Below are 25,459 nucleotides of genomic sequence, written 5' to 3'. Positions count from 1 at the left end.
TTCTTGGGGAAGAAAATATGTGGGAACTTGTGAAAGCGGGCGGCTGGTTAATGCTGCCTTTAATTTTGTGTTCAATTTTAACGGTCGCTATTAGTATTGAGCGTTTTATACGTTTAAAACGTTCACAAGTTTTGCCCAAATTACTGATGAGTGATGGTAGTGCAGATGTTTCTCATATCATCACAAATTTGGAGCAGGATATTGCTGCCCAAAACACAGCATTAGGAAATATTCTAAAAGCTGGTTTTGAGCATCAGGAGCATGGTGAGCAATTTGCTCGAGCACAAATGGAAGCAATGGCTTCTCAAGAAATTTCTTATTTAGAAAAAAATATTAACTTCTTGGGAACTTTGAGTGCGATTGCACCATTACTTGGCTTGCTTGGGACAGTTGTAGGGATTATTGAGTCTTTTTTAGTGATTGATTTTGGTTCGGCAGGTAGTCCAAGTCTAATGATTCCGGGTATTTCAAAAGCCCTAATTACGACCGCCGTTGGTATGCTCATTGCAATTCCTGCTCTTATTTCATATCGCTATTTTCAAAGAGTAGTGCAAAACTACATTGCGGAATTAGAGCAGCAGTCTACACTCTTTCACGCATCACTGTTTTACAAACGCTCTTCTGTTGCTCAAGAACACCGTCGTGTTGGTTGATGGATAGGGAACAATATGAAGTTTAAACGTTCTCAAGTTGAAGATATTCATATCAATCTGACGCCGATGATTGACTGTTTGTTGTTTATTTTAGTGTTTCTATTGTTATCTACTACTTTTAACCAGCCCAGTCGTATCAATTTAACATTACCAGATGCGCAAGGCGTCCCACCAAAACAGTACGATCATAAAATTGAAGTCGTGGTAGACTCTAGCGGTCATTACGCTGTTAACGGTCAGGCATTGTCTACAAAAGATATAGCTGATTTGAGTACTGCAATTAAGCAAATTGCTCAAGAGCGCCGTGATTTTATGTTTATCATTGCTGCTGATGCAAAAGCGTCTCATCAGGATGTTATTCGTGTTATGGATGTAGCAGGACAACTCGGTTTTGTTAACATCAATATTAGTACCAAAGTTCCTTCTAGAGGTTTTTCTGAGTGAATCAAGATTTTAAGGTTTATTTGCGTCTCATATCTTATTTAAAACCTTATTGGCGCGTGGCCTTATTAGTTCTTATCGGATTCGGTATGAACTCAGCAACAGAGGTTTCAGTTGCTAAGCTCATTAAATTCATTATTGATGCAATTCAAAATTCGAGTAGAGCGGATCTGGATTGGTTCCCTTTACTAATTATTTTATTAGTATTTTTCCGTGGCCTTGGCCTATTTATGGGTGGCTACTATACTGCTGTTATATCTCGTAGTTTAGTTTTTAGCATTCGCCAAGAGGTTTATGCAAAACTTTTAAGATTGCCAGCCCAGTATTATCTCGATAACTCTTCGGGACACATTACAGCCAAAATTATGTATAACGTTGAACAGCTGACGGCTGCTTCATCTGAATCCTTAAAAACCATCGTTCGAGATGGCATGATTACTTTGGGATTGTTAGGTTATTTGTTTTATACAAATTGGCGTTTGACTATTTGTATCATGGTTTTCCTACCTATTATTGGTGTTTTGGTACGTAGAGCATCAAAAAGAATGCGCAAACTTTCATTGCAAGTGCAAGACACTATGGGTGATGTCAACCATGTAGTGCAAGAAAGCATTAGTGGTAGTGCAGTTGTTAAAAGTTTCGCAGGTGAAGAGTCAGAACAAGAGCGTTTTTATAAGTCATCTGAAGAGAACTTAAAACGCGGTTTAAAAATGGTGATTGTACAAAACCTGAATAGTCCCGTTGTTCAAGTGGTCATGGCTTGCGCAATGGCTCTTATTGTATGGTTGGCTTTAAGACCACAAATTTTAGGTAATACAAGTGCTGGTGAGTTTGTCGCGTATATTACAGCGGCTGGCTTACTTTCTAAACCTGTCAAAAACTTAACTGATGTCAATGAGAAGTTGCAGCGTGGTTTAGCAGCAGCACATTCCGTTTTTGAGCTATTAGATTTACCGGAAGAAGAAAACAGCGGTCAACTTCAACCTAAGTTGCAAGGTGCAATTCGTTTTGACCATGTTGTACTTAACTATGCGGATGGTACTCAGGCGATTAAGGATTTCTCTTTGAACATTCGCCCAGGGGAAACTGTTGCATTGGTAGGGCGCTCTGGTGCTGGTAAAACCTCTTTAGTGAACATGTTGGTGCGTTTCCAAGAAGTCTCAAGTGGTCAAATTTATTTAGATGATTTACCAATACGTGATATTGAACTTTCAAGTTTGCGCACGCAAATTGCAATGGTAAATCAGCAAGTTGTTTTGTTTAACCGAACAGTACGTGAAAATATCGCTTATGGTCAGTTACATGATGCAAGTGATGAACAAGTGGTAGCGGCAGCAAAAGCCGCTTACGCCCATGACTTTATTATGAACTTACCAAATGGCTACGATACTGTCTTAGGTGCTCAAGGCTTAAACTTGTCTGGTGGTCAACGTCAACGTATAGCAATTGCTCGTGCAATTTTGAAAAATGCGCCAATTCTTATTTTAGATGAAGCGACAAGTGCGCTTGATAATGAATCTGAGCACTTTATTCAACAGGCATTTGATGAAGCGATGCAAGATCGTACAACGATTGTGATTGCGCATCGTTTATCAACAATTGAAAATGCAGATCGTATTGTTGTGTTAGATCGTGGACAAATTGTTGAACAAGGTACTCATCAAGAATTACTTGCTAAACAGGGTGCTTATCATCAATTACATCAGCGTAATTTTGAGGACAACTAAGTATGTCTTTAGCCCAGCTGATACAAAATGCATGGAATAAACAATCAAATTGGTTGGTTGTTTTGCGTCCATTATCATGTTTGTATCGTGTTGGGTTTTTATTGAATCGTCATTTTTATAATTCAGGTTTAAAAAAAATCTATGACGCGCCTGTACCGGTCATGGTGATTGGAAATATTACAGTGGGAGGTAGTGGCAAAACGCCATTATTAATAGAACTGGTTAACTACCTGAAACAACATAACGTAAGAGTAGGGGTAATTAGTCGGGGTTATGGTGGAGCTGGTCCTTTTCCTATGTTGGTGACATCAGCCAGTCAGGCAGCTGAAGCAGGAGATGAACCTGCTTTAATTGTACAGTCAACAGGCGTTCCTATGGCTGTAGGGCCCAATAGACAAGCAGCAACCGAGTTATTATTAGCATCAACAAAACTAGATTTAATTATTAGTGATGATGGTTTGCAACATTGGGCATTAGGTCGTCAAATAGAATGGATTGTGCTTGATCAAAATCGTGGCCTTGGAAATAGAAAGTTATTACCAGAAGGCTATTTGCGTGAACCTGCTGAACGTTTAAAAACGGGTACAGTAATCGAACATGCATCTGTCCCTTCAACAGCAATGCATATGCATTTGGATGCAGGCCAACCTTACTTGTTGAATGTTTCTTCAGCAATTGAGTTATCATTTAATACCCAAAATAATTACCATGCAGTAGTTGGTATTGGTTTTCCTCAGCGCTTTTACCAAACACTTAAAGGTTTAGGTATAAACCAATTTCAAGAGCATGCTTTTCGTGATCATCATGATTACGTTATTGATGACCTTGTATTTAATGATGACCAACCTATCATTACGACTGAAAAAGATGCAGTTAAGTTGTTACCGTTACTCGAAAAGCATCCAGAATTTAAACGGCCTATTTGGGTCGTACCTGTTAAAGCTGTTTTGTCTGAAGAATGCTATCAGGTTTTAAATCAGCAATTGCAAAAGCTTGATATTCAAATATCTTAGGAAGAAAAAATGAAACACATCGTTATTCCAGCACGCTTCTCAAGCTCGCGTTTGCCAGGTAAGCCATTGTTACTTATTCATGATCGTCCTATGATTTTACGCGTAGTAGATCAGGCAAAGAAAGTTGAAGGTTTCGATGATCTGTGTGTAGCAACCGATGATGACCGTATTGCTGAAATATGCCGTGCAGAGGGCGTTGATGTTGTTTTAACAAGTGCTGAACATCCATCGGGAACAGACCGTTTAAGTGAAGTTGCTCGTATTAAAGGTTGGGATGCGGATGACATTATTGTAAATGTACAAGGTGATGAGCCTTTACTGCCAGCTCAACTTGTTCAGCAGGTTGCTAAGCTTCTAGTTGAAAAACCAAATTGCTCAATGTCCACATTATGTGAGCCTATTTATGCTTTAGATGAGTTTCAGCGTGACAGCATTGTGAAAGTGGTCATGTCTAATCAAAATGAAGCTTTGTACTTTAGTCGTGCAACTATTCCTTATGATCGGGATGGTGCTAAACAAGCTGAATCAACTTTACATAGTCAAGCATTTCGTCATTTAGGTTTATACGCTTATCGTGTGAACTTGTTACAAGAATATGTTACATGGGACATGGGTAAACTTGAAAAGCTAGAGAGTCTTGAGCAATTACGTGTTTTAGAAAACGGACATCGTATTGCTATTGCTGTAGCAGAAGCGAATTTACCGCCAGGTGTTGACACCCAAGCAGATCTTGACCGCCTAAATAATATGCCTGTTGAGTCTTTTGAGTAAGTGTTAATTTAATGAATCAGAATGTGACTTCTAAGGTTTATCCGTGGCAACAGACAATGTGGGAAACGTTAACAACACGTTTTCCCAATATTGGGCATGGCTTATTATTTTATGGTAAACAAGGTTGTGGCAAGCATGCTTTTGCTAAGCATTTCTTAGCGTGGGTACTTTGTTTAAATAAACAACCTCACGGTGCTTGTGGTGAATGTAGTAGTTGTCAATGGCTAAAGTCAGATACGCACCCAAACTATGTTCATATCACGACTGATGAAGAAAATAAAAAACAGAATGCAAAAATTAAAATAGAAAAAATTCGAGATCTATTGCCATTTGTCCAGCAAACTGGTGAAGGATGGCGTGTTATTGTTATTGAACCAGCCGAAGCTTTAAATCTTGCATCATCAAATGCACTGTTAAAAACTTTAGAAGAACCCGGTGAGCGTGTTGTTTTAATTTTGTTGGCTGATCACTATTTGAAATTACCAGCTACCATTCGAAGTCGTTTACAGCATTTTGCTTTAGACCGTATTTCATATGAGCAGGCAACAACTTATCTAAATGAGCATTTGGCTGAAATTGCGTCAGTGCCACCTGAATTATTGTTAGGTCTTTCCAATGATATGCCTTTGCAAGCAGTCGAAATTGCTACTAGTGATTGGTTTGCGAAAAGACAGTCTTTTTTAGAAGACTGGACGAAAGTTGTAAACCAAAAAAATATGCCTTTATTTTATTCAGCTAAGTGGCAGAAAGAGCTCAACTTTAATGATTTTATGATGCTTCTTGAATACTTGTTAGGGGATTTAATTTGTGTCAAGCTCAATCAACCACAAAAAAATATTGATTTACAATTTGATCAATTAGCACAAAACTATAATTTAGAAAGCTTATTCAGTCTTTATGAGGAATTACAGCAATCCAAAAGATTGGTTGAACAAAATGTACAAACACAACTCATCACAGATCAACTTTTTATAAAATTAATGAACGTTTAAGGGGAAACTATAATGCAACCACAAATGGGTGGAATTATTCAGGTTAATATTCCTGATAGAGCAACCTTACAAGCAAGCTATATGGGGTATGTGCAAGGTGGGGGCTTATTTGTGCCATCAAAGCAAAAAGTGAAGATGGGTCAAGAAATTTTTATTTTAGCTACGTTACCAGAACAATCACAAAAAATTCCTTTAACTGGTAAAGTGGTGTGGATTTCACATAAGCAAAGTGGCTTTAAGCCGCAAGGCTTCGCAATTCAATTGAGTGGCGATAAAGGTATTTACTATAAAGCTGAGGCTGAACGGATTTTAGCTGGTAGTATGTCTTTAGATCGTCCAAGTTATACCATGTAAGTAGATAGGAAAGAACAGTGTTTGTTGATACCCATTGCCATTTAACCATGTTGGATTTAACACCATATAACGGTGATTTAAATCTTGCACTTGCTGCTGCACGAGCAGAAGGTGTTTCTAAGTTTATGGCAATTTCAGTTGACCTTGATGATCACATTGCTTTAGCTGAAATCGCAAAGCGTCATGAAGATGTTGGGTATACAGTAGGTGTACATCCATGTGAGGATGTAGATACCATGGCCCGAGCAACGACTGAGTATTTGACTGAGTTAGCCCAATCAGAAAAAGTGTGGGCTTTAGGCGAGACAGGTTTAGATTATTACCACAGCACTGACTTTATTAATGAGCAAAAGGCTTGTTTTGCTCGGCATATTCAAGCCTCTAAAAATGTCAAAAAGCCAGTAGTTGTTCATACACGTTCAGCCAAACATGACACGGTGGATATTATTCGAGCTGAACAATCTTCACATGGTATTTTGCACTGTTTTACTGAAGACTGGGAAACAGCAAAAGACGTATTAGACTGCGGTTACTATATTTCCTTTTCAGGGATTGTTTCATTTAAAAATGCGCAAGATTTACGAGATGTTGCCAAGCAAGTGCCTTTAGATCGACTTTTAATTGAAACAGATAGCCCTTATTTGGCTCCAGTGCCATATCGTGGTAAAACAAATGAACCAAAATACGTGCCCTATGTAGCGAAAGCACTTAGTGAGGTATATGATAAATCGGTTGAGGAAATTGCAAGAATCACCTCGCAAAATTTCGAAAATTTACTCAAAGCGATTTAACTTATAGAAACTATATAAAGAGAGTAATTGCGTGAAGATGGACCGTCAAGCTCAGTTCCGAGCAAGAGAAGCATTAATATTTCAAGTTGCGGAACAGTTGTTGTTAGAAAATGGCGAAGCCGGAATGACACTTGATGTGCTGGCTGCTGAGCTTGATTTGGCAAAAGGTACCTTGTATAAACATTTTCAAAGTAAAGATGAATTGTACATGCTGTTAATTATTCGTAATGAGCGCATGCTACTTGAAATGGTTCAAGACACTGAAAAAGCTTTTCCAGAGCATTTGGCTTTCTTTATGTTGCACCATTTGCACCATCCAGAACGAACTGTATTGTTTCATCAAATTGAAGAAAAGCTTTCGATTACTGCTCAAGGTGTACACCATCTTTTTAATGAGTTGTATCAGGTAAGAAAACAGCGCTTACGTATCATTATTCGTATGACTGATCATTATTTGGAGTCAATTCAAAGTCATATGAGTACGCGCGATTACTTGGCTTCAATCTGGTCGCTCACTCATGGAGCTGCTGCAATTCTGAACTCAAGTTTTTACCAACGTTATTTGGGTTCAAGAGATACTTTAAGGGTAGCTTATATTGATCAGGCATTGGCCTTACCGAAACAAGCAATTGAGCAATACGCTTAATAGGTCGATATGAAATCGAAATCATTTCAATCACAAAAAGGCTTTACCCTCATAGAAGTGATGGTGGTCATCGTGATTATGACAATTATGACCTCACTTGTTGTATTGAATATCGGTGGTATAGACCAAAAGAAGGCAATGCAGGCACGAGAGTTATTTTTATTAGATTTGCAGAAAATTAATAAAGAATCACTTGATCAATCGCGTGTATTAGCTTTAGAAACTCATGGTGAGACAGATGTCTCACCATTTTCTTATGAATTATACGAATATCACGATCAAAGTACCTTGCAAGTACAAGATATAAAAAACCAATGGCAGAAATATGCTGAGTTTAAAACACGACAACTTCCTACGCATGTATCTTTCTCTGTGCAACCGATAGATGGGCAGAATTATTCTAAAGCTAAAAATACCGATTTAGTGGGAGGGCAAACGCCTCAACTCATTTGGTTTGGCAATGGCGAAGCCAAGACTGTAAAAATACAATTTTATTTAGAACAAAAACCGATTGGTTCAGAAATACAAATAGATCATTTGGGTAAAATTAATGAAATCTAAAGGCTTTACCCTCTTAGAAGTTATGGTTGCTTTGGCAATCTTTGCTGTAGCAGCTGTCGCTTTAACTAAAGTGGCTATGCAGTACACTCAGTCTACCTCTAATGCGATTTTACGAACTAAAGCTCAATTTGTAGCAATGAATGAAATTGCTATGATGGAGATTAACCAAGAGTGGTTGCAGGGCACTCAAAGTAAGCAAGTAACCTCTCAAGGTGAGACTTGGCAGATTGATAAATCAGCTGAATCGACTGTTAGCCCTAATGTTCAAAAAATTGATGTACAAATTAGCTTATATGATCCGGATAAGGGAAAAGTACAAAACGGTATTACTCATATGGTCTTTTTTAATTATCCAGTGAAAGCAAAATAATGATAAAAAATAAGTACTTTTGCACCCGAAGCAAAGTTTCACGTCTTACGGCACGATCAAGTATTGTGTCGACTGACTACTCAGAGCATAGCTCTTCGTCTTACGCTCAGACAAAGCGCTGTTTTAGTGATTCTCACACTCGAAACACTATTTCTCATCTTGCGGCGCGATCGAGCAGTGCTCGATTAGCTCGCGCCTCAGGATTTACGTTGGTTGAGTTATTGGTTGCGATTGCTATTTTCGCGGTTTTATCTTTATTGGGGTGGAAAATATTCGATTATTTGCTCAAGGTTCGTGATCGTAACGCTGAACATGAAGTGCATTTATTTGAATTACAAGATGCTTATCAACAAATTCTTCGTGATACTCTGCAAATTATTCCTTTATCTGCAAATCAAGGGGGGCAACTTCATCCAGCTTTAGAAATCGATAATCAAATTTTACGTTTTAGCAAAGCAGGCGTAACTGATCCTTTAAAACAGGGTTTATCACCATTTGAACGAATTGAATATCGTTATGATGCTGACCAAAAAAAACTTTATCGTCTTAAATATACAAATTTAAATACTTCGAATAACGAGCAACCTTTATCAAGTACCTTACTAAGTCAAGTTGACCAATATCAGGTTATGGTCTTAACTCCGCAAGAAGTAACAAAATGGCCCGAAGTTAATATTGATCCAACAAAACCTAACGAGTTAAAAAAATTACCGAAAGGAATAAAAATCCAAGTTACAGTTGCAGGAGTAAGTTATGAATGGATTTATAGCTTAAATCAAAGCAACTTAGCACTTTCTCAGCAAGGTGGTTCATAATGGTTATTCGTTATAAGCACCAACAGGGCGTGGCTTTATTGACAATACTTATTATGGTCGCCTTGGCTACAATTTTAGCTGCTTCAATTGCCAAGCATCAAAATAATACTATGGAAAATACAGCTTACTTAATGCGGCAAAATCAATCTTTGCTCTATGCAAAAAGTGCAGAAGCTTTTTTTTCGGAATTATTAATTCAAGATGCAAATAATGCTGGTGGAGTGGATCATTTAAAGGAAACATGGGCGCAACCTATGCCACCGTTTCCAGTAGAAGATGGTTCTGTCTCAGGGCGTTTACTTGATGAGTCGGGGAAGTTTAATCTAAATAATTTGACCAACGGGGAAGGTGCTGTCAATGAAGATGCTAAAAATTGGTTCGAGCGTTTGCTTGTACGACTAGGTTTACCCGCTGAGTTGAGTCAAGCTGTGATTGATTGGCAAGACCCAAATGATGAACCAGCTGGACCAATGGGAGCAGAAAGTAGTTATTATCAAGGTTTAGATCCAAGCTATATGGCTGCAAATACTAAATTTCATCGTATTGAAGAGTTAAAGCTGGTCAGAGGCTTTGAAGGTAAAAAATATGACCTTATCTCTCCATATATTTCTGCCTTACCTGAAAATACGAAGTTAAATATTAATACTGCTTCACCATTGGTTTTAGCAAGTATTGATGAAAAACTAGATGTGGGAACTATAGAAAAAGAATTACAAGCACGACAGCAAAACTTAAAGTTCTTTCAAAATGTTGATGAACTTTGGCAATTGAATGCTTTTTCAGCGGTTGATAGTGAGAAGAAAAAGCAGGCAAGTGGTCTTATTGATGTTAAATCCAACTTCTTTCAAGCTCAAATTGAAGTTGTTCTAAACAATAGAAAGCGTCAGTTTACAAGTGCTTTAATGCGAAAAGACAAGCAAGTATATGTATATTCCAGAAGCTTGGCTCCATTTAACTGAATAAATTTATTGATATTTTTTTTGAGTCTGTAATACTTGAAACTTATTAATAAAAGGGATGGGGTCATATTTCTGCATAGACAGTATTTAAAGTAAAAATCAATATCTTCAAAATTCCTTCACATCTCTTATCATACTTTTTGCTAATTGTTTCTATTTGAAAAGTGGTGCGAAGTTTTTGTCTTTTGCTTTATAATAATGTTCTTAGAAGGAATGATCGATTTGGCACATGTTAATTCGTAAGTTATTTAAGTTTGAAAATGCACATGTTGTACGTAACTGTACATCGGATCGTTGTAAGCGATCGATTCATGGGCATAGTTATAAAGTCGAGTTATTACTTAAAGCTTCGAAATTAGATCATGGACAAATGGTATATGATTTTGGACTGTTAAAAGGTGTAATTAAGGATCTTTTTGATAGTTTTGATCATGCGATTTGTTTCTGGGAAAAAGATGATCCTCAATATATCGATGCTTGTAAGACTTTTAGTGCACGTTGGATTTCTTTACCAGTGTCTCCATCTGCCGAGCAATTTTCTCGTATCTTCTTTTTCTTAGCTCAGCAAGTATTACAATCGACCGTTACCCAAAATGGGGAAGGCGATGTTGAAGTTTATTCAGTGATTGTTCATGAAACTGATACGGGATATGCCCAAAGTTTCCTTGAAGATATTCAAAATGAGCAAATGGGTTTGTTAAACCTTGAAGGAATTGTTTTTTCAGAACAAGTTCAATCTGAGTGGAATGATCCACAAATGTATGAAAATTTAAAACAAGGAGTTAAATTTCATAATCCGCATGTTAACTTACAAGTAGAAGTTTAAGTTAACTTCCTTTTGTTTGTAGAAATGAAAATTGATCTAGGATGACATTAATGCAATTAACTGAGCAACAGCAAGACAAACTCAGTAAAGTTCAATTAGAAGAAAGCTGGAAAAGCTCATTAACTCCATTTTTGCTGAGCCCTTATATGGATAGTTTGCGAGACTTTCTCTTCCAAGAGAAGCAAGCTCAGAAAACAATATATCCACCAAGCAAACAAATTTTTAGTGCTTTAAATATTACGCCTTTAGATCATGTAAAGGTCGTTATTTTAGGGCAAGATCCATATCATGGCCCTAATCAGGCGAATGGGTTAAGTTTCTCCGTACAAAAAGGGATTGCATTACCTCCTTCTTTACGTAATATTTTTCATGAATTAAACACTGATTTAGGTGTACCTGTTTCGCGCCATGGTGATTTAACTAAATGGGCCGAGCAAGGTGTACTTTTATTAAATAGTGTACTTACTGTAGAAGCAGGACAACCAACATCACATCAAAAACAAGGTTGGGAAGAGTTTTCTGACGCAGTAATTGATGTTTTAAATGAACAACGTGAGCATATCGTGTTCATTTTATGGGGTGCTTATGCACAACGTAAAGGACAACGTATAAATAGAGAAAAACATTTGGTTTTAACAGCTGCACATCCATCACCACTTGCGGCTAATCGTGGTGGTTTCTTTGGGTGTAAAGTGTTTTCAAAAACAAATCAATATTTGAAACAACATGGCATTGAGCCCATAGACTGGCAATTGGACGCATGATGAACTCTCCCAATGTAAATAGCTATCATCCGGATTTGGTAGTTGAAGAAGCGAAAAATGGTTGGCGTATTGTACGATTGAATCGGCCTAAATCATTACATGCTTTAGATGAATCAATCGTAACGGCTTTATTACGAGTATTTGAAGACTTCCGTGATGATGAGCGAGTAAAAGCAATTTGGTTGGATTCGACAACACCAAAAGCTTTTTGTGCAGGCGGAGATGTACGCAAATTACGTCAGCTGGTGATCAATCAAGAAGTAGAAACAGCAAATAAGTTTTTCCAGCAAGAATATGCTTTGGATTTACTGTTGCATAACTATGCCAAACCTATTGTGGTGTGGGGTGAAGGTTATGTAATGGGTGGTGGACTAGGCTTGTTCATGGCGGCGCCTTTCCGCCTTGTTACGCCATATTCACGTTTAGCAATGCCTGAAATTAACATTGGCCTATATCCGGATGTTGGAGCAAGCCGTTTCCTTGCTGACCGTGGGCAAATTGGTTTATTTACTGGTTTGACTGGTTCAATTATGACTGCTGCTGGGGCATTTAGCATTGGTTGGGCGACACATATTTGTGAAGCACAACGTGATAATGTTTTGCAAAAAGTACTTAATATTAATTGGGCTCACTATCCAGCAGGCGATTTCCGCGCGATTGACGATACTTTAAATAGTTTGCATCGTCCAGTTGCAGCTGGGCCATTACAAAATTCCCTAGATGTTATCCATAGTGTTTGTCGTGGTTCAAGTTTTGAACAAGACTATCAATCCATTGTTAGCTTGCGAGATGCAAGCAGTGATTGGTTGCGTCAAGCCAGCGAAAACTTGCAAAAGGGTTCACCGAGCACAGCAGCCATTACTTGGTTATTATGGCAATGGGGTAAACAAGTACATTCTTGGGACGAAGTTTTTGATTTAGAAGCGCAAATCTCTGAATGGAAAATTCGTCATCCTGATTTTGTCGAAGGTGTTCGTGCTCGTTTAGTTGATAAAGATTTATCGCCAGAATGGAAAGCATGTGAAGACCTTACATTGAGAGGCATTTTGGCTGATGATCCACCAATAACATCTATTGATAGCTGGAATGCTTTACTTAGACAATATGGCGTAGTTTCATAGTCAATAAATGTCCAAATTTAGTAACGAGTATTGGATGCAGCTTGCTTACGAGCAAGCTGAGTTAGCGGCTGAACAGGGTGAAATTCCTGTAGGTGCTGTAATCGTAAGTCAAAATAAATTAATTGGAGCAGGTTTTAATGCTCCAATTGGTTTATCTGATCCTACTGCCCATGCGGAAATTCAAGCTATTCGTGCGGCTTGTGACTCATTAAAAAATTATCGTTTACCAGAAGATGCAACTTTGTATGTTACGCTTGAACCTTGCACGATGTGTGTAGGTGCTTTAGTACATGCAAGGATTAAACACGTTGTATTTGGCACAACAGAACCTAAAGCTGGTTCACTTGTCAGTGCGCGTCAATTATTAGAAAATGGTTATTACAATCATAAATTTACTTTTGAGCAAGGGTGTTTACATGAAAAATGTGCTCAACAGTTAAGTCTTTTTTTTAAGCAAAGACGTGAACAAAAGAAAAAAGAGAAACAACAAAAAACGTCCTTAAATGATTAAAAAATGTCATGGGGTTATGGCAAACTAGCGCCGTTTCATTGACATGATTTATTTAAATAAGGAACTTTCATGCGTAATGTAATTACTATACAAAAAGAATTTAATGCTCCGCTGTGTGATGTATTTAACCTGCTTTCTAAACATGCAACTTACAACAAGGCATTTGCTCCACTACAAGTTGTACGTGTGAAAGACTCAGCAGATCCTGAAAGACCAGATGGGGTTGGTTCTATTCGTCGTATGGGATTTGGTGCAATTAAACCGCTTAAAGAAGAAATTACTCATCTCGAAGAAAACAAGCGTATTGAATATAAATTGATTGATAATCCTTTAGTTAAACACCATTTAGGTCGTATCGAGTTTTCTGAAATTACCCCTTATATTACTTTGGTTACTTATCGTATCGAATTAACGGCAAAAGCCCCCGTTGTAAGTAAATTAATTCTTGCACAGCTAAAACTAGCGATTACACTAGGCTTTTCGAGATTAGCTAAAGCATTTGCTTCTTAGTGAGAGTTCAATGACAGTTCAAATTATTACTATTGATGGTCCGAGTGGTTCGGGTAAAGGAACATTAGCGGCAAAACTTGCTGCATATTATCAATTTCATTTACTTGACTCTGGCGCCTTGTATCGTTTGTTAGGGTTGTCATTACATAAACATGATTTATTGGAAAAATTAGATAGCCATTTAGATGAGTGTGTGAATTATGCTCGTCAGCTTAATATCAAGTTTGAAACTTCACCTGAGGGAACATTAGTTTTCCTTGATGGAGAAGATGTATCGCAAACCATCCGCACAGAGCGAGTTGGTGAATATGCATCTAAAGTTGCAGCAATTCCTGAACTTAGACAAGCACTTTTTGATCGTCAAAGAGCATTTGCGCAAACTCCAGGTTTAGTTGCAGATGGCCGAGATATGGCAACATCAATTTTCCCAGAAGCTAATGCAAAAATTTATCTGACAGCTTCGGCTGAGTCACGTGCTGAGCGAAGAGTAAAACAGTTGCAGGGCATGGGGCTAGATGCTAAAATAAACGACATTTTAGCTAATATACAAGCGCGTGACAAAAGAGATATGGAGCGAGAAGTTGCTCCTCTCAAGCCAGCCGCAGATGCTTATATTATTGATAGTTCGGAATTAACGATCGATCAAGTATTTAAGTTAATGGTTGATTATGTCAATAGCCGTACTGTTAGCAACTAAGATTATCAGTTGACGCATAGCTTGATCAGTCTATAAAGACTATGTTGATACTTAACTAAACCGGCCTTGTCTGATCCAAGACCGCTGAATTTATCAGGTATATCATGACCGAATCTTTTGCAGCCCTCTTTGAAGAAAGTGAATTAAACCTCAACGTTGAAAAGGGTGCAGTCATCCAAGGTGTTGTTGTAAACATCGATAGCGACTGGGTTACTGTTGACACTGGCCTTAAATCAGAAGGCATTGTTGATCGTGCTGAATTTTTAAATGAACAACGTGAACTTGAAGTTCAGGTTGGCGATACTGTTGACGTAGTTGTTGAAGCTCTTGACAACGGTATGGGTCAAACAGTTTTATCACGTGAAAAAGCTAAACGTGCTGAAACTTGGACTAAACTTGAAAAAATCTTTGAAGATGGCGAAATCGTTACTGGTGTTATCTCTGGTAAAGTTAAAGGCGGTTTCACTGTTGACATCGGTCCTGTTCGTGCATTCTTACCAGGTTCATTAGTTGACACTCGTCCTATCCGTGACACTACTCACCTTGAAGGTAAAGAGTTAGAGTTTAAAGTAATCAAACTTGATGCTAAACGTAACAACGTTGTTGTATCTCGTCGTGCTGTTATGGAAGCTGAATCTTCTGCTGACCGTGAAGCATTACTTGCTCAACTTGAAGAAGGTCAAACAGTTACAGGTACTATCAAAAACCTTACTGATTACGGTGCATTCGTTGATCTTGGCGGTATTGATGGTCTTCTTCATATCACAGATATGGCTTGGAAGCGTATCAAGCATCCTTCAGAAGTTGTTGAAGTTGGTCAAGAAGTTACTGTTAAAGTACTTAAATTTGACCGTGAACGTAACCGCGTATCTTTAGGCCTTAAGCAATTAGGCGAAGATCCATGGTTAGCGATCATGAGCCGTTACCCTAAAGGTTCTATCGTTAAAGCACGTGTTACTAACTTAACTGACTACGGTTGTTTCGCTGAAATCGCGGAAGGCGTTGAAGGTTTAGTACACGTTTCTGAAATGGACCACACTAACAAAAACATCCACCCATCTAAAGTTGTTCAGATTGGTGACGAAGTTGATGTTATGGTTCTTGAAGTTGACGAAGAACGTCGTCGTATCAGCCTTGGTATCAAACAAACTCGTGCTAATCCATGGGAAGAGTTTGCTAAGTCTCATGAGAAAGGCGAAAAAGTTTCAGGTACAATCAAGTCTATCACTGACTTTGGTATCTTCATTGGTTTAAATGGCGGTATCGACGGTCTAGTTCACTTGTCTGATATTTCTTGGAACGAACAAGGCGAAGAAGCTATCCGTCGTTACAAGAAAGGTGACACAGTTGAAGCTGTTATCTTGTCTGTAGACGCTGAAGGTAACCGTATCAGCCTTGGTATCAAGCAATTGAACAGCGATCCGTTCAATGATTTCTTAGCTGCTAACGAACGTGGTGCTTTAGTTAAAGGTACTGTGACTGCAGTTGATGCTCGTGGCGCAACTGTTAAGTTAGCTGACGAAGTTGAAGCAACTCTTAAAGCTTCTGAAATCAACCGTGACCGCGTTGAAGATGCGACTAAATTCTTAGAAGTTGGTCAAGAAGTTGAAGCGAAAATCATCAACGTTGATCGTAAATCTCGCTCTATCAACTTGTCTATCAAAGCGAAAGACGAAGCTGAAGAGAAAGAAGCAGTTGCTAACTTACGTACAGCATCTGCTTCTCAAGAAAATGGTCCTAAGACTATTGGTGACTTGATCAAAGCACAAATGAAGTAATAAGTTAACAAAGTACAGTTTCATGTAACGAAATTGTACTTTTTATACAAATTACTGTAAACGGTAGCGTAGTATTCAACATACTGCGCTACCGTTTTGTATTTAAACAGGTTATTATCAAACGACTTAGAGTAGTAATAAATAACGAGGTCGTAGATGACTACTGAAGCTCTTAATAAGTCTGATTTAATCGAACGCATTTCGCTAAAAAATCCACACTTGGCTGAACCTTTGGTGGAAGAAGCGGTTAAAATCATGATTGATCAAATGATTGAAGCTCTTTCGACGGACAACCGTATTGAAATCCGTGGTTTTGGTAGCTTTGCTTTACATCACCGTGAACCTAGAGTTGGTCGCAACCCTAAAACTGGTAAGTCAGTTGATGTTGCAGCAAAGGCGGTTCCGCACTTTAAACCAGGTAAAGCACTACGTGATGCAGTGAATGAATCTGGAAAATAAATAAAACTCATAAGGGGTGCCTATGCGTTATATTCTAATTGCATTACTCATTATTTTATTTGGCTATTCTTTAGCACTCGTTTTGCAGAACCCAACAGAACTTCCTGTTGATTTATTATTTACTCAAGTTCCAGCAATGCGTTTAGGGCTATTATTGTTGCTTACCTTAGCGCTTGGAATTGTGGTTGGACTTTTATTAGGTGTGCAAGTTTTCCGAGTCTTTCAAAAAGGCTGGGAAATCAAACGTCTTCGTAAAGATATTGATCATTTGAGAAAAGAACAAATTCAAACTGCTCAATTGGCAGCGGCAGAAGCAGCTGCAAATGTAAGACATGAAAAAACTGTTGTAGATATTTATCCGCAAGATAAAAACTCTACTCCGTTATAATTATTTTTGATACTACTCTTTATCCAGTTATAAAGAGTAGTATTTTTCATTTCTATATTTCAATTACTAAATAAATTCAAAATCAATATTTTCTTATTCAAAAACTTGTCTCAATAGATTTCTTTATTAGTAGCTGACTTGTCTATTATAATAGCGCTGATTTTATGTGATGGAAGAAAGTCTCTTGAGTATCATTGTTGCGTTAGATGCTAAAAGCCAATATGACGCTTTAAAAATTGTTGAACAACTCGATCCTACGTTATGCCGTGTAAAAGTAGGTAAAGAGCTTTTTACTCATGAAGGCCCATCTGTTGTAAAAAAACTTCAAGATGAAAATTTCGAAGTTTTCCTCGATTTAAAATTCCATGATATTCCTAATACAACTGCTCAAGCTGTATGTGCTGCAGCAGATTTGGGGGTATGGATGGTGAACGTACATGCATCAGGTGGTCGTAAAATGATGGAGACCTGTGTACAGCGCTTAAAGGCAGGTAATTATCAAACTCAGCTAATTGCAGTAACAGTTTTAACTTCAATGGGGCGTGAGGACTTAAAAGATATTGGTTTAGATATCGAACCTGTAGAGCAAGTTAAAAGATTGGCTAAACTTACCAAAGACAGTGGTTTAGATGGTGTGGTCTGTTCTGCTCAAGAAGCTAAAATTCTCCGTGAATTAATTGGACAAGATTTTTCTTTAGTTACTCCAGGAATACGTCCAGAAGGTAGCAATGCCGATGACCAAAAACGTATTGTGACTCCAAAACAAGCAATGCTTGATGGTTCTACTCATTTAGTTATTGGTCGTCCAATTACGAAAGCAGAAGATCCAACTCAGATGTTGAAATCAATTCTTGCTTCAATTGCTTAAAAGTTTAAAAACACAGTAATTAAAAGTGGAGCGAGTAAGCTTAAAAGTAGGCCGCTCATCATGGCATGTGGTACATAATGTGTGCCACATGACTGTTTTACCATAGCTAATGTTACATCCATTGAGGTAGCGCCAGCACTTGATATTGCTGGACGCGGAAAACGCCATCCCATTGTATACATTAGTAAAATTGCCACTATTTCTCTAAATAGATCTGTAAGTAAAGCAATTCCGCCTAACTCGGCTGAATGTAACTGTGTAAATAAAATACCCGACATTGAATACCAGCCATAGCCTTGAGCCAAGGCTAGCATTTCGTTGAGTGTAAAATGGTTACCTAGTAAGAAATAGTTGAGAAACCCAGCTATACATGAACCTATAAAAGCAGCCAATGGCACAATAAGGATTTTCCAGCTTAACCATGTTCGATTAAAATGAGTAAAAGCTAATTCGATACCAATCAGAAAAATAAAAACTAATAACAAATACCAGCTATTAAATGGAATATGTACATTTAATCGAGTTAAAAAAATACCTAAAATGATACCTGCAGCTAAAGCTAAAAATGCCTTCGCAATATTTTTTAAAGCATTTATAAAAAGTTGAAGTGAAATTTTTCCTTTTACACTTTCTTTATCAAAAACTGTATACGCTAATAAACATGTAAAAAAGGAACCGAATGATGTGGTGACTGCAATTAATAGTGCAGGTGGCAGTATGGTAGAAGGATTGTTAATTTGATCAAGCGCAAGAGTTAATTCTAAAGCAACACTTGTGAGTAAAATATAAGAAAAATAGGGCAAAACTTTGAAAATAAATTTTCGAATATTTAACGAAAGTTTAGGGCCTAAAAAGTAGCCAAAAGCTATGACAATAAAAATTTGAATAATGAGGCTAACAGATTGCATATAATAGATAGATTGTTATCAACCTATCTATTATGTATTGAACATTTTATGCTGCATAGTTTTTAGAGTATTTATTTAGCAACAAATAATCTTTGGTATTCACTTTACGGGTTTCTAGCCAATACTTCCAAGTGTAAGTTGGCCATAAGGAAAAGTTCTTTCCATCGGCAGCCTGATACCAGCTATTACACCCCCCAGCTTGCCATACTGTGCCTTGAAGTTGTTTCTGTATTCTTTCATTGAAAGCATCTTGGACTTCCAGTTTAATTTCTATCGCATGTTGGCCAGATTTATCGACAAGTTCAATCAGCTGTAAAATATAATTAACTTGTGACTCAATCATAAAAATAACTGAGTTATGACCTAAAACAGTATTTGGTCCAACGAGTTGAAATAAATTAGGAAAATTCTTGGTCATAATGCCATAATAACTTTCTGCACCATCTTTCCAAGCTTGTTTTAATTCAATTTGGTTACGACCAATACAAGTAAAATGTTTTAAGTAAATACGTGGGTCGGTAATAAAACCAGTCCCATAAATCAGGCAATCGATAGGTCTTTCTTTTCCATCTTTTGTGATAATGCTGTGCTCTTTAATTTCTTGAATACCATCTATCACTAATTCAACATTTTTACGGTTAAATGTCGGAAAGTATTTATTTGAAATAAGAATGCGTTTACAACCCATCACGAAGTCTGGTGTAAGTTTTTTAGCTAATTCTTTATCTTTGACTTGGAAACGTATAAAAGCCTCAGCTAATTTTTGCCCATATTTCATGATTTGCGGCTGAACAATTGGCACAACGCGGGATTCGTTACTCCAATAAAGGCGACTGCGATGAATTTGTCTATAAAGATTAGATGTTTTAAATAAGGCTTTACTTAAGCTTGAGTATTTGCGCTCATCTCGTGGAATCACCCATGCTGCTGTTCTTTGAAACACATATAGTTGTTTAACATCTTTTGCAATTTCTGGAATATATTGAATTGCACTACCACCTGTACCAATAGAGGCAACTGATTTACCTATAAGGTTATAGTTATGTTCCCATTGTGATGAATGAAATACCTTACCTTTAAATTTTTCGATACCGCGAATATGAGGGATTTGCGGAATATGTAAGGGACCAGAAGCAAATACTACAAATTGTGCTTCGAGAGAAGGTTGGTTTGTAAAGTCTAACGTCCATACATGGCGCGTTTCATCATACTGAACAGAAGTAACTTCATGATTAAACTTACAGTAGTTTTTAATTTGATATTTATGAGTTATATCTTGAATATAGTCAAAAATTTCTGGTGCTTCTGCATAGCGTTTTGACCAGTCAGTTTTAGGTGCAAAAGATAAAGAATACATATGCGACTGAACGTCACATGCAGCTCCTGGATAGCGGTTTTCGCGCCAAGTTCCACCCACATCATTAGACTTTTCTAAAATAAGAAAATCTGTTTGCTTGTTCTGTAATAGACGAATAGCCATTGCAAGGCCACCGAATCCAGCACCAATAATTGCGATTTTAGTTTTTTGAATAGCGTTTTGTTTTGGACTGTGCATTGTAAACCCTGCATATACCGTAAAGAGGATTGTAGGCAAGACTAACGTTTTTTGATCAGTTTAAACATGATTGTACCGACGTGAAAATTGATATATTCGGCAATTAATTTTATTCCTTCTTTATAGTAAAACATTTCAGTCTAGGGAAATTGATAGAAGAATGAAACGATCGGCACTTGGTTTAATCTATTTAATTCAAGGAATGCGCAATGCGGGCATTGATGTCGACTCACGTTTGGCTAATATAGGCATTAAAGTAGATTCTTTGGACCCAAGTTCAACAATTCACGATAGTTTAGAGTGGGATATTCAACAAATTATTAGTGAAAATGTTGATCCCGAAAAAGGATTGTTCATAGGGCAGCACTATGCATTAGCAGGTTATGGTCCTTTATTAATGCTACTTGTAACAAGCCAAGATATACAAACTGCATTGGAAAAAGGCATACAGTATCAAAAACTCACTCATTTATTTGGTACTTTAAGTTTACAAGAAACTGAAAATCATATCATTCTGAACTATTTACCTGTCGACTTAAAAACAGAGATTGGTTTGCTTCGTGCCCAGTGTGAAATTTCAGGGACTTATAAATTTATTCAAGATATTTACACCATGATGGGCTTAACAATGCCTCTTATGCGTATAGATTTGCCATTTCCCAAACCAAATAATACAGATACCGTTGCTCAATATTTCTCATATTATGGAGATGATCTGCATTTTAATTCTACACATGCAGCATTTAGCCTAAGTAAGAATGTGCTTGGAATGAAAGTTCCTTCAGCGGATATCATTACTCATCGTATCTATGAAGCGAAATGTATTAAAGAAATAAAACGATTAAATGAGCAAGATCATCAAATACCACCCATTATTCAATATGTACAAGATTATCTAGAGCTACAACAAGGAATTATCCCGAGCATGGCGGAAACCGCTTTCGCTTTAAAAATGCCTGAAAGGACATTAAGGCATCAATTGCAGCAGCTTAATACGAGTTACAAACAGATTCGTGAACAGATTATTAAGAATAAGGCGCTTAAACTTATGGAATATAAAGAATATTCAATAGAAGTTATTGCTGAGTCGCTTGGCTATTCTGAACCTGCAGCTTTTAATCATGCGTTTAAAAGATGGTTTGGGCAGAGTCCTCGGCAATATGGGAAAGAGTTTTACTGAGCATAACTCTTGATGCTAAAAGCTAATGTGGTCGGACAAAATGTTCGCTATACTCTCTTCAGTTAAAATTGAAATAAAATGATATGTTAAATTTAAAATCTTCTCATAGTACTGCTTTTACTCCTTCTTCCCCAGCAGAGCGCTATGCTGAGGCATTGGCTTCAGGCCAGTTTATGGCAGATGAAGCACAAGCACAGGCAGTGCAAGAATTAGATCGTGTTTGGAAGGAACTTTTAAACCGCTATAAAGCTTCTAAGAAAGCTTTCCGTCGCTTCCGTCGCCAAACCTCTCCAAAAGGCGTGTATATGTGGGGTGGTGTAGGTCGAGGAAAAACTTGGTTAATGGACCAATTTTATGAGTCTGTGCCATTTCGTCGTAAAACACGTATGCATTTCCATCACTTTATGCAACACGTTCATAAAGAATTAAATAAACTTTCTGGTCAACGTAATCCACTCGATATCGTGGCTGATCAAATTTATAAAGATGCGGTTGTTATTTGTTTTGATGAGTTTTTCGTTTCAAACGTAACAGATGCAATGATCTTGAGTGATTTATTCCAGAAGTTATTTGTTCGTGGAGTAACACTGATTGCTACTTCGAATATTGCACCAGACGGTTTATATAAAAATGGCATTCATCGCGACCGTTTTATACCTACCATTGAAATGGTTAAAAAGAATTGTGCTATTTTAAATGTAGATGCGGGCGTAGATTACCGTTTACGTGTTTTGAAACAAGCTCAATTGTTCAAATCGCCTTTAGGTAATGAAGCGCAAAGTTGGATATCTGAGCGTTATACTGCCTTAACGCATACGCAAGCAAATTCTCAAGAACCAATTGTGATCAATAACCGTGTTGTTGAAACGCTAGGTCACACCGAAGATGTTTTATGGTGTGAGTTTTCTGAACTTTGTTTAAAGCCACGTAGCCCAGCAGATTTTATTGAAATTGCTAATATTTATAATACAGTTCTGGTCAGCAATGTTCCGCACTTAACCGACTTCTTGTCAGAAGGAACGCGTCGATTTATTTATCTAGTCGATGAGTTTTATGACCGTGGCGTGAAATTACTCTTAACTTCTCAAGATAGTATCATTGATATCTATCAAGGCGAGAAATTAGCTTTTGAAATTGAGCGTACGCGTTCTCGTTTGTTGGAAATGCAGTCAGATGATTATTTGCATTCAGAACACCGACAAATTGATGAAGCTAAAACTTCTTAAGAAGATAGTTGTGAAAAGCGCTCTAGATAGAGCGCTTTTTTTATAACAAAAAATTGATAAATTTAATTAAATAGTGCTTTTTCACAGCTTAAAGTTTGATATAACTAAATACGCTTTAGAAAAATCAGATACTGAAATTTTTTGTTTGTTAACAAAAAGTCTAGTTTCAGTATTTTTAAATATTGAATAAATTGTTGAGAAACCTAGTTAGAATTTTAATATTTTCCTATATAGAAAAATTTATCTTTGTCAATAGTTTTGCAACGGAAAATGCTTACTATTTAGGAATGTGATATTAGTATTCAGCTTAATTTAAATCGGTATACTAGGTTTCTCTTGGTATAAAAAGTAGCAACTTCAGGAAAGACAATGACTGCACGTATTCAAAAAGGCAAGTTAGCGATTGCTAAAGAACTTTACGATTTTATCGAAAATGAAGCTTTACCAGGTTCTGGTTTAGATAGTGAAACTTACTGGAAGAACTTTGAGCAAGTTGTTGTCGATCTTAGTCCAAAAAATAAAGCGTTATTGGCTAAGCGTGATGAATTACAAGCAAAAATTGATGAATGGCACCGTAATAACAAATTTGAATTAGGTGCTTATAAAGCGTTTTTAACTGAAATTGGTTATTTATTACCAGAAGTTGAAGATTTCCAGATCACAACTGAAAATGTAGACGAAGAAATTGCATTATTAGCAGGGCCGCAGTTAGTAGTACCTGTACGTAATGCACGTTATTGCTTAAATGCAGCAAACGCACGTTGGGGTTCTTTATATGATGCACTTTACGGCTTTGACGTAATTTCAGAAGAAGGTGGTGCTGAAAAAGGGAAAGGATATAACCCTGTACGTGGTGCTAAAGTAATTGAGTTTGCTAAAAACTTCTTAAATGAAGTTTTCCCACTTGCACAAGGCTCACACGCAGATGCAACTAAATATGCAATTGAGCAAAATAAACTTGTTGTGACTTTAAAAGATGGGACTCAAACAGGTTTAGCTCATGAAGCTCAGTTCGTTGGTTTTAATGGTGAAGAAGCAAATCCTTCAGAAGTTGTACTTTTAAGTAATGGCTTGCATGTCATTATTGAAATCGATGCAAATAGCCCAATTGGTCAAACTGATTTAGCGGGTGTTAAAGATTTAACACTTGAAGCTGCGGTTACGACGATTCAAGATCTTGAAGACTCTGTTGCAGCTGTAGATGCTGAAGAAAAAGTTGAAGGTTACCGTAACTGGTTAGGTTTAATGAAGGGTACACTTCAAGAATCTATCGAAAAGAATGGTAAAACAATTGTCCGTGCTTTAAGCAAAGACCGTGAAATTAAAAACTTAATTGGTGGAACAACAAAACTTCATGGTCGTTCACTTATGTTACTTCGTAACGTAGGTCACTTAATGACGAATCCTGCTATTTTGGTAGATGGTGAAGAAATTTTCGAAGGTATTATGGATGCATTGGTAACTCCATTGTTATCAGTTGCTGATATCCGTAGTACGAACGAAAATAAAAACTCTCGTAAAGGATCTATGTATATTGTTAAGCCAAAAATGCATGGTCCAGAAGAAGTTGCTTTTGCTGTTGAATTATTTGAACGTGCTGAGCAAGCATTAGGTTTACCCGCGAAATCTTTAAAAATCGGTATTATGGATGAAGAACGCCGTACATCTGTAAACTTGAAAAACTGTATTGCTGCTGCTAAAGATCGTACTATCTTTATTAACACTGGCTTCATGGACCGTACAGGTGATGAAATCCATACTTCTATGGAAGCTGCACCAGTTGTTCGTAAAGAAGCGGTTAAAACACAAAAATGGATTGCTGCTTACGAAAATCGTAACGTTGCCATTGGTTTGAAATGTGGTTTACAAGGTAAAGCTCAAATTGGTAAAGGCATGTGGCCAAAACCAGATAGTATGAAAGATATGTTAGCAACTAAAGCTGCTCATCCAAATGCTGGTGCTTCATGTGCTTGGGTTCCATCACCAACTGGTGCTGTACTTCATGCGATGCATTACCATCAAGTAAATGTAAAAGCGCGTCAAGATCAGTTAAAAGCTGAAGAAATGTTGTCATTAGATGACTTGTTAACTCCTCCATTTGCACCAGAAACAAACTGGTCAGCAGAAGAGATCAACAATGAACTTGAAAATAACTGCCAAGGTATTTTAGGTTACGTTGTTCGTTGGGTTGACTTAGGCGTGGGTTGTTCAAAAGTTCCTGATATTAACAACGTAGGTTTAATGGAAGACCGTGCAACATTGCGTATTTCTTCTCAACACGTTGCGAACTGGTTACGTCACGGTATTGTGACTCGTGAACAAGTTGAAGAAGTGCTTAAACGCATGGCAAAAATTGTTGATGAGCAAAATGCGAATGACCCATTGTATAAACCAATGGCAGCTAACTTTGAAACGAATATTGCTTTCCAAGCAGCTTCTGATCTTATCTTTAAAGGTTGTGAACAGCCTTCTGGTTATACTGAGCCGTTACTTCATGCTGCTCGTTTAAAGTTAAAAGGTTATACAGGTGACTAATTTTAACCTGTTTTGAAAAAAAGCCTCTTCGGGGGCTTTT

Annotated in this window: 28 protein-coding genes; 26 read left to right on the top strand and 2 right to left on the bottom strand. The window is 37.4% G+C overall.

The features are described 5' to 3' along the window. The first annotated feature begins 17 nt into the window (after positions 1-17). The 23 genes from NE363_RS10315 (at position 18) to pyrF (ending at position 18,015) form a co-directional block, all read left to right on the top strand. A complete protein-coding gene (locus NE363_RS10315; RefSeq protein WP_445534978.1) occupies positions 18-653 on the top strand; it encodes a MotA/TolQ/ExbB proton channel family protein in 636 nt (211 codons plus the stop codon). 15 nt (positions 654-668) lie between these two features. Continuing rightward, entirely contained in the window at positions 669-1,097 is a 429-nt protein-coding gene (locus tag NE363_RS10310) for an ExbD/TolR family protein (RefSeq protein ID WP_004701995.1), read from the top strand. Continuing rightward, positions 1,094-2,821 (top strand): lipid A export permease/ATP-binding protein MsbA, encoded by a 1,728-nt coding sequence (gene msbA, locus NE363_RS10305; protein WP_445534977.1) that lies wholly within the window; start codon positions 1,094-1,096, stop codon positions 2,819-2,821. Before NE363_RS10310 ends, msbA begins: the two co-directional genes overlap by 4 nt. A gap of 2 nt (positions 2,822-2,823) precedes the next feature. Further along, positions 2,824-3,834, top strand: coding sequence for a tetraacyldisaccharide 4'-kinase (gene lpxK, locus NE363_RS10300; RefSeq protein WP_445534976.1), 1,011 nt, complete (start codon positions 2,824-2,826; stop codon positions 3,832-3,834). Positions 3,835-3,843: 9 nt separating this feature from the next. Then, complete coding sequence (gene kdsB, locus NE363_RS10295; RefSeq protein WP_134261621.1) at positions 3,844-4,605, top strand: 3-deoxy-manno-octulosonate cytidylyltransferase; 762 nt, start codon at positions 3,844-3,846, stop codon at positions 4,603-4,605. A gap of 11 nt (positions 4,606-4,616) precedes the next feature. Then, a complete protein-coding gene (locus tag NE363_RS10290) occupies positions 4,617-5,597 on the top strand; it encodes a DNA polymerase III subunit delta' (protein WP_134261622.1) in 981 nt (326 codons plus the stop codon). Between the two features lie 12 nt (positions 5,598-5,609). Then, positions 5,610-5,951 carry a PilZ domain-containing protein gene (locus NE363_RS10285; protein ID WP_001183024.1) on the top strand — a complete coding sequence of 114 codons (342 nt, stop codon included), beginning with the start codon at positions 5,610-5,612 and terminating at the stop codon, positions 5,949-5,951. 17 nt (positions 5,952-5,968) lie between these two features. Then, on the top strand, positions 5,969-6,742 hold the full coding sequence (locus NE363_RS10280; RefSeq protein WP_134261623.1) for a TatD family hydrolase: 774 nt from the start codon (positions 5,969-5,971) through the stop codon (positions 6,740-6,742). A 37-nt stretch (positions 6,743-6,779) separates the two neighbouring features. Beyond that, positions 6,780-7,388, top strand: a complete 609-nt coding sequence (locus tag NE363_RS10275; protein ID WP_134261751.1) for a TetR/AcrR family transcriptional regulator — start codon at positions 6,780-6,782, stop codon at positions 7,386-7,388. Positions 7,389-7,397: 9 nt separating this feature from the next. After that, positions 7,398-7,949 carry a type II secretion system protein gene (locus NE363_RS10270; protein ID WP_004701984.1) on the top strand — a complete coding sequence of 184 codons (552 nt, stop codon included), beginning with the start codon at positions 7,398-7,400 and terminating at the stop codon, positions 7,947-7,949. Then, entirely contained in the window at positions 7,939-8,319 is a 381-nt protein-coding gene (gene gspI, locus NE363_RS10265) for a type II secretion system minor pseudopilin GspI (protein ID WP_019458993.1), read from the top strand. The genes NE363_RS10270 and gspI overlap by 11 nt, the downstream gene beginning before the upstream one ends. Then, entirely contained in the window at positions 8,319-9,134 is an 816-nt protein-coding gene (gene gspJ / locus NE363_RS10260) for a type II secretion system minor pseudopilin GspJ (RefSeq protein WP_134261624.1), read from the top strand. Before gspI ends, gspJ begins: the two co-directional genes overlap by 1 nt. Further along, entirely contained in the window at positions 9,134-10,093 is a 960-nt protein-coding gene (gene gspK / locus NE363_RS10255; protein ID WP_134261625.1) for a type II secretion system minor pseudopilin GspK, read from the top strand. Before gspJ ends, gspK begins: the two co-directional genes overlap by 1 nt. A 229-nt stretch (positions 10,094-10,322) precedes the next feature. Continuing rightward, positions 10,323-10,919 (top strand): 6-pyruvoyl trahydropterin synthase family protein, encoded by a 597-nt coding sequence (locus NE363_RS10250; RefSeq protein ID WP_134261626.1) that lies wholly within the window; start codon positions 10,323-10,325, stop codon positions 10,917-10,919. 50 nt (positions 10,920-10,969) lie between these two features. Further along, complete coding sequence (gene ung, locus NE363_RS10245) at positions 10,970-11,683, top strand: uracil-DNA glycosylase (protein WP_004701973.1); 714 nt, start codon at positions 10,970-10,972, stop codon at positions 11,681-11,683. After that, entirely contained in the window at positions 11,680-12,804 is a 1,125-nt protein-coding gene (locus tag NE363_RS10240; protein WP_134261627.1) for an enoyl-CoA hydratase/isomerase family protein, read from the top strand. The genes ung and NE363_RS10240 overlap by 4 nt, the downstream gene beginning before the upstream one ends. 7 nt (positions 12,805-12,811) lie before the next feature. Beyond that, positions 12,812-13,315: a tRNA adenosine(34) deaminase TadA gene (tadA, locus tag NE363_RS10235; RefSeq protein WP_031944487.1), complete on the top strand. Its 504-nt coding sequence runs from the start codon at positions 12,812-12,814 to the stop codon at positions 13,313-13,315. 69 nt (positions 13,316-13,384) lie between these two features. Then, complete coding sequence (locus tag NE363_RS10230; protein WP_107973453.1) at positions 13,385-13,825, top strand: SRPBCC family protein; 441 nt, start codon at positions 13,385-13,387, stop codon at positions 13,823-13,825. A 10-nt stretch (positions 13,826-13,835) separates the two neighbouring features. Further along, positions 13,836-14,522: a (d)CMP kinase gene (gene cmk / locus NE363_RS10225; RefSeq protein ID WP_019459000.1), complete on the top strand. Its 687-nt coding sequence runs from the start codon at positions 13,836-13,838 to the stop codon at positions 14,520-14,522. A gap of 104 nt (positions 14,523-14,626) precedes the next feature. Continuing rightward, a complete protein-coding gene (gene rpsA / locus NE363_RS10220) occupies positions 14,627-16,300 on the top strand; it encodes a 30S ribosomal protein S1 (RefSeq protein ID WP_002050239.1) in 1,674 nt (557 codons plus the stop codon). A 156-nt stretch (positions 16,301-16,456) separates the two neighbouring features. Beyond that, positions 16,457-16,759, top strand: coding sequence for an integration host factor subunit beta (locus NE363_RS10215; RefSeq protein ID WP_004701961.1), 303 nt, complete (start codon positions 16,457-16,459; stop codon positions 16,757-16,759). A gap of 22 nt (positions 16,760-16,781) precedes the next feature. Beyond that, a complete protein-coding gene (locus tag NE363_RS10210; protein ID WP_004701960.1) occupies positions 16,782-17,147 on the top strand; it encodes a lipopolysaccharide assembly protein LapA domain-containing protein in 366 nt (121 codons plus the stop codon). A 169-nt stretch (positions 17,148-17,316) separates the two neighbouring features. Beyond that, on the top strand, positions 17,317-18,015 hold the full coding sequence (pyrF, locus tag NE363_RS10205; RefSeq protein ID WP_025465262.1) for an orotidine-5'-phosphate decarboxylase: 699 nt from the start codon (positions 17,317-17,319) through the stop codon (positions 18,013-18,015). Here the strand turns inward: pyrF and NE363_RS10200 are convergent. Both NE363_RS10200 and NE363_RS10195 read right to left on the bottom strand, forming a co-directional pair. Further along, a complete protein-coding gene (locus tag NE363_RS10200) occupies positions 18,012-18,923 on the bottom strand; it encodes a lysine exporter LysO family protein (protein WP_134261628.1) in 912 nt (303 codons plus the stop codon). The two genes, pyrF and NE363_RS10200, sit on opposite strands and share 4 nt — an antisense overlap. Before the next feature lie 46 nt (positions 18,924-18,969). Then, a complete protein-coding gene (locus NE363_RS10195) occupies positions 18,970-20,517 on the bottom strand; it encodes a flavin-containing monooxygenase (RefSeq protein WP_134261629.1) in 1,548 nt (515 codons plus the stop codon). 121 nt (positions 20,518-20,638) lie between these two features. Between NE363_RS10195 and NE363_RS10190 the strand changes: the two genes are divergently transcribed. The 3 genes from NE363_RS10190 (at position 20,639) to NE363_RS10180 (ending at position 25,419) form a co-directional block, all read left to right on the top strand. Next, positions 20,639-21,658, top strand: coding sequence for an AraC family transcriptional regulator (locus NE363_RS10190; protein WP_223861052.1), 1,020 nt, complete (start codon positions 20,639-20,641; stop codon positions 21,656-21,658). An 83-nt stretch (positions 21,659-21,741) separates the two neighbouring features. Further along, entirely contained in the window at positions 21,742-22,884 is a 1,143-nt protein-coding gene (zapE, locus tag NE363_RS10185; RefSeq protein ID WP_004701955.1) for a cell division protein ZapE, read from the top strand. Positions 22,885-23,253: 369 nt separating this feature from the next. Further along, positions 23,254-25,419 carry a malate synthase G gene (locus NE363_RS10180; RefSeq protein WP_077164009.1) on the top strand — a complete coding sequence of 722 codons (2,166 nt, stop codon included), beginning with the start codon at positions 23,254-23,256 and terminating at the stop codon, positions 25,417-25,419. The last annotated feature ends 40 nt before the right edge of the window (positions 25,420-25,459 follow it).

It is taken from the genome of Acinetobacter sp. G18 (genome assembly GCF_052660225.1).
Note: the sequence above shows the minus strand (reverse complement) of the source record. Positions and strands in the feature narration are given on the sequence as shown.

Excerpts from the sequence above, each read along its gene's own strand:
- NE363_RS10315 (WP_445534978.1), top strand. The coding sequence starts at position 18 with ATGTGGGAACTTGTGAAAGCGGGCGGCTGGTTAATGCTGCCTTTAATT.
- NE363_RS10310 (WP_004701995.1), top strand. The coding sequence starts at position 669 with ATGAAGTTTAAACGTTCTCAAGTTGAAGATATTCATATCAATCTGACG.
- lpxK (WP_445534976.1), top strand. The coding sequence starts at position 2,824 with ATGTCTTTAGCCCAGCTGATACAAAATGCATGGAATAAACAATCAAAT.
- kdsB (WP_134261621.1), top strand. The coding sequence starts at position 3,844 with ATGAAACACATCGTTATTCCAGCACGCTTCTCAAGCTCGCGTTTGCCA.
- NE363_RS10290 (WP_134261622.1), top strand. The coding sequence starts at position 4,617 with ATGAATCAGAATGTGACTTCTAAGGTTTATCCGTGGCAACAGACAATG.
- NE363_RS10285 (WP_001183024.1), top strand. The coding sequence starts at position 5,610 with ATGCAACCACAAATGGGTGGAATTATTCAGGTTAATATTCCTGATAGA.
- NE363_RS10275 (WP_134261751.1), top strand. The coding sequence starts at position 6,780 with ATGGACCGTCAAGCTCAGTTCCGAGCAAGAGAAGCATTAATATTTCAA.
- NE363_RS10270 (WP_004701984.1), top strand. The coding sequence starts at position 7,398 with ATGAAATCGAAATCATTTCAATCACAAAAAGGCTTTACCCTCATAGAA.
- gspI (WP_019458993.1), top strand. The coding sequence starts at position 7,939 with ATGAAATCTAAAGGCTTTACCCTCTTAGAAGTTATGGTTGCTTTGGCA.
- gspJ (WP_134261624.1), top strand. The coding sequence starts at position 8,319 with ATGATAAAAAATAAGTACTTTTGCACCCGAAGCAAAGTTTCACGTCTT.
- gspK (WP_134261625.1), top strand. The coding sequence starts at position 9,134 with ATGGTTATTCGTTATAAGCACCAACAGGGCGTGGCTTTATTGACAATA.
- NE363_RS10250 (WP_134261626.1), top strand. The coding sequence starts at position 10,323 with ATGTTAATTCGTAAGTTATTTAAGTTTGAAAATGCACATGTTGTACGT.
- ung (WP_004701973.1), top strand. The coding sequence starts at position 10,970 with ATGCAATTAACTGAGCAACAGCAAGACAAACTCAGTAAAGTTCAATTA.
- NE363_RS10240 (WP_134261627.1), top strand. The coding sequence starts at position 11,680 with ATGATGAACTCTCCCAATGTAAATAGCTATCATCCGGATTTGGTAGTT.
- tadA (WP_031944487.1), top strand. The coding sequence starts at position 12,812 with ATGTCCAAATTTAGTAACGAGTATTGGATGCAGCTTGCTTACGAGCAA.
- NE363_RS10230 (WP_107973453.1), top strand. The coding sequence starts at position 13,385 with ATGCGTAATGTAATTACTATACAAAAAGAATTTAATGCTCCGCTGTGT.
- cmk (WP_019459000.1), top strand. The coding sequence starts at position 13,836 with ATGACAGTTCAAATTATTACTATTGATGGTCCGAGTGGTTCGGGTAAA.
- rpsA (WP_002050239.1), top strand. The coding sequence starts at position 14,627 with ATGACCGAATCTTTTGCAGCCCTCTTTGAAGAAAGTGAATTAAACCTC.
- NE363_RS10215 (WP_004701961.1), top strand. The coding sequence starts at position 16,457 with ATGACTACTGAAGCTCTTAATAAGTCTGATTTAATCGAACGCATTTCG.
- NE363_RS10210 (WP_004701960.1), top strand. The coding sequence starts at position 16,782 with ATGCGTTATATTCTAATTGCATTACTCATTATTTTATTTGGCTATTCT.
- pyrF (WP_025465262.1), top strand. The coding sequence starts at position 17,317 with ATGGAAGAAAGTCTCTTGAGTATCATTGTTGCGTTAGATGCTAAAAGC.
- NE363_RS10200 (WP_134261628.1), bottom strand. The coding sequence starts at position 18,923 with ATGCAATCTGTTAGCCTCATTATTCAAATTTTTATTGTCATAGCTTTT.
- NE363_RS10190 (WP_223861052.1), top strand. The coding sequence starts at position 20,639 with ATGAAACGATCGGCACTTGGTTTAATCTATTTAATTCAAGGAATGCGC.
- zapE (WP_004701955.1), top strand. The coding sequence starts at position 21,742 with ATGTTAAATTTAAAATCTTCTCATAGTACTGCTTTTACTCCTTCTTCC.
- NE363_RS10180 (WP_077164009.1), top strand. The coding sequence starts at position 23,254 with ATGACTGCACGTATTCAAAAAGGCAAGTTAGCGATTGCTAAAGAACTT.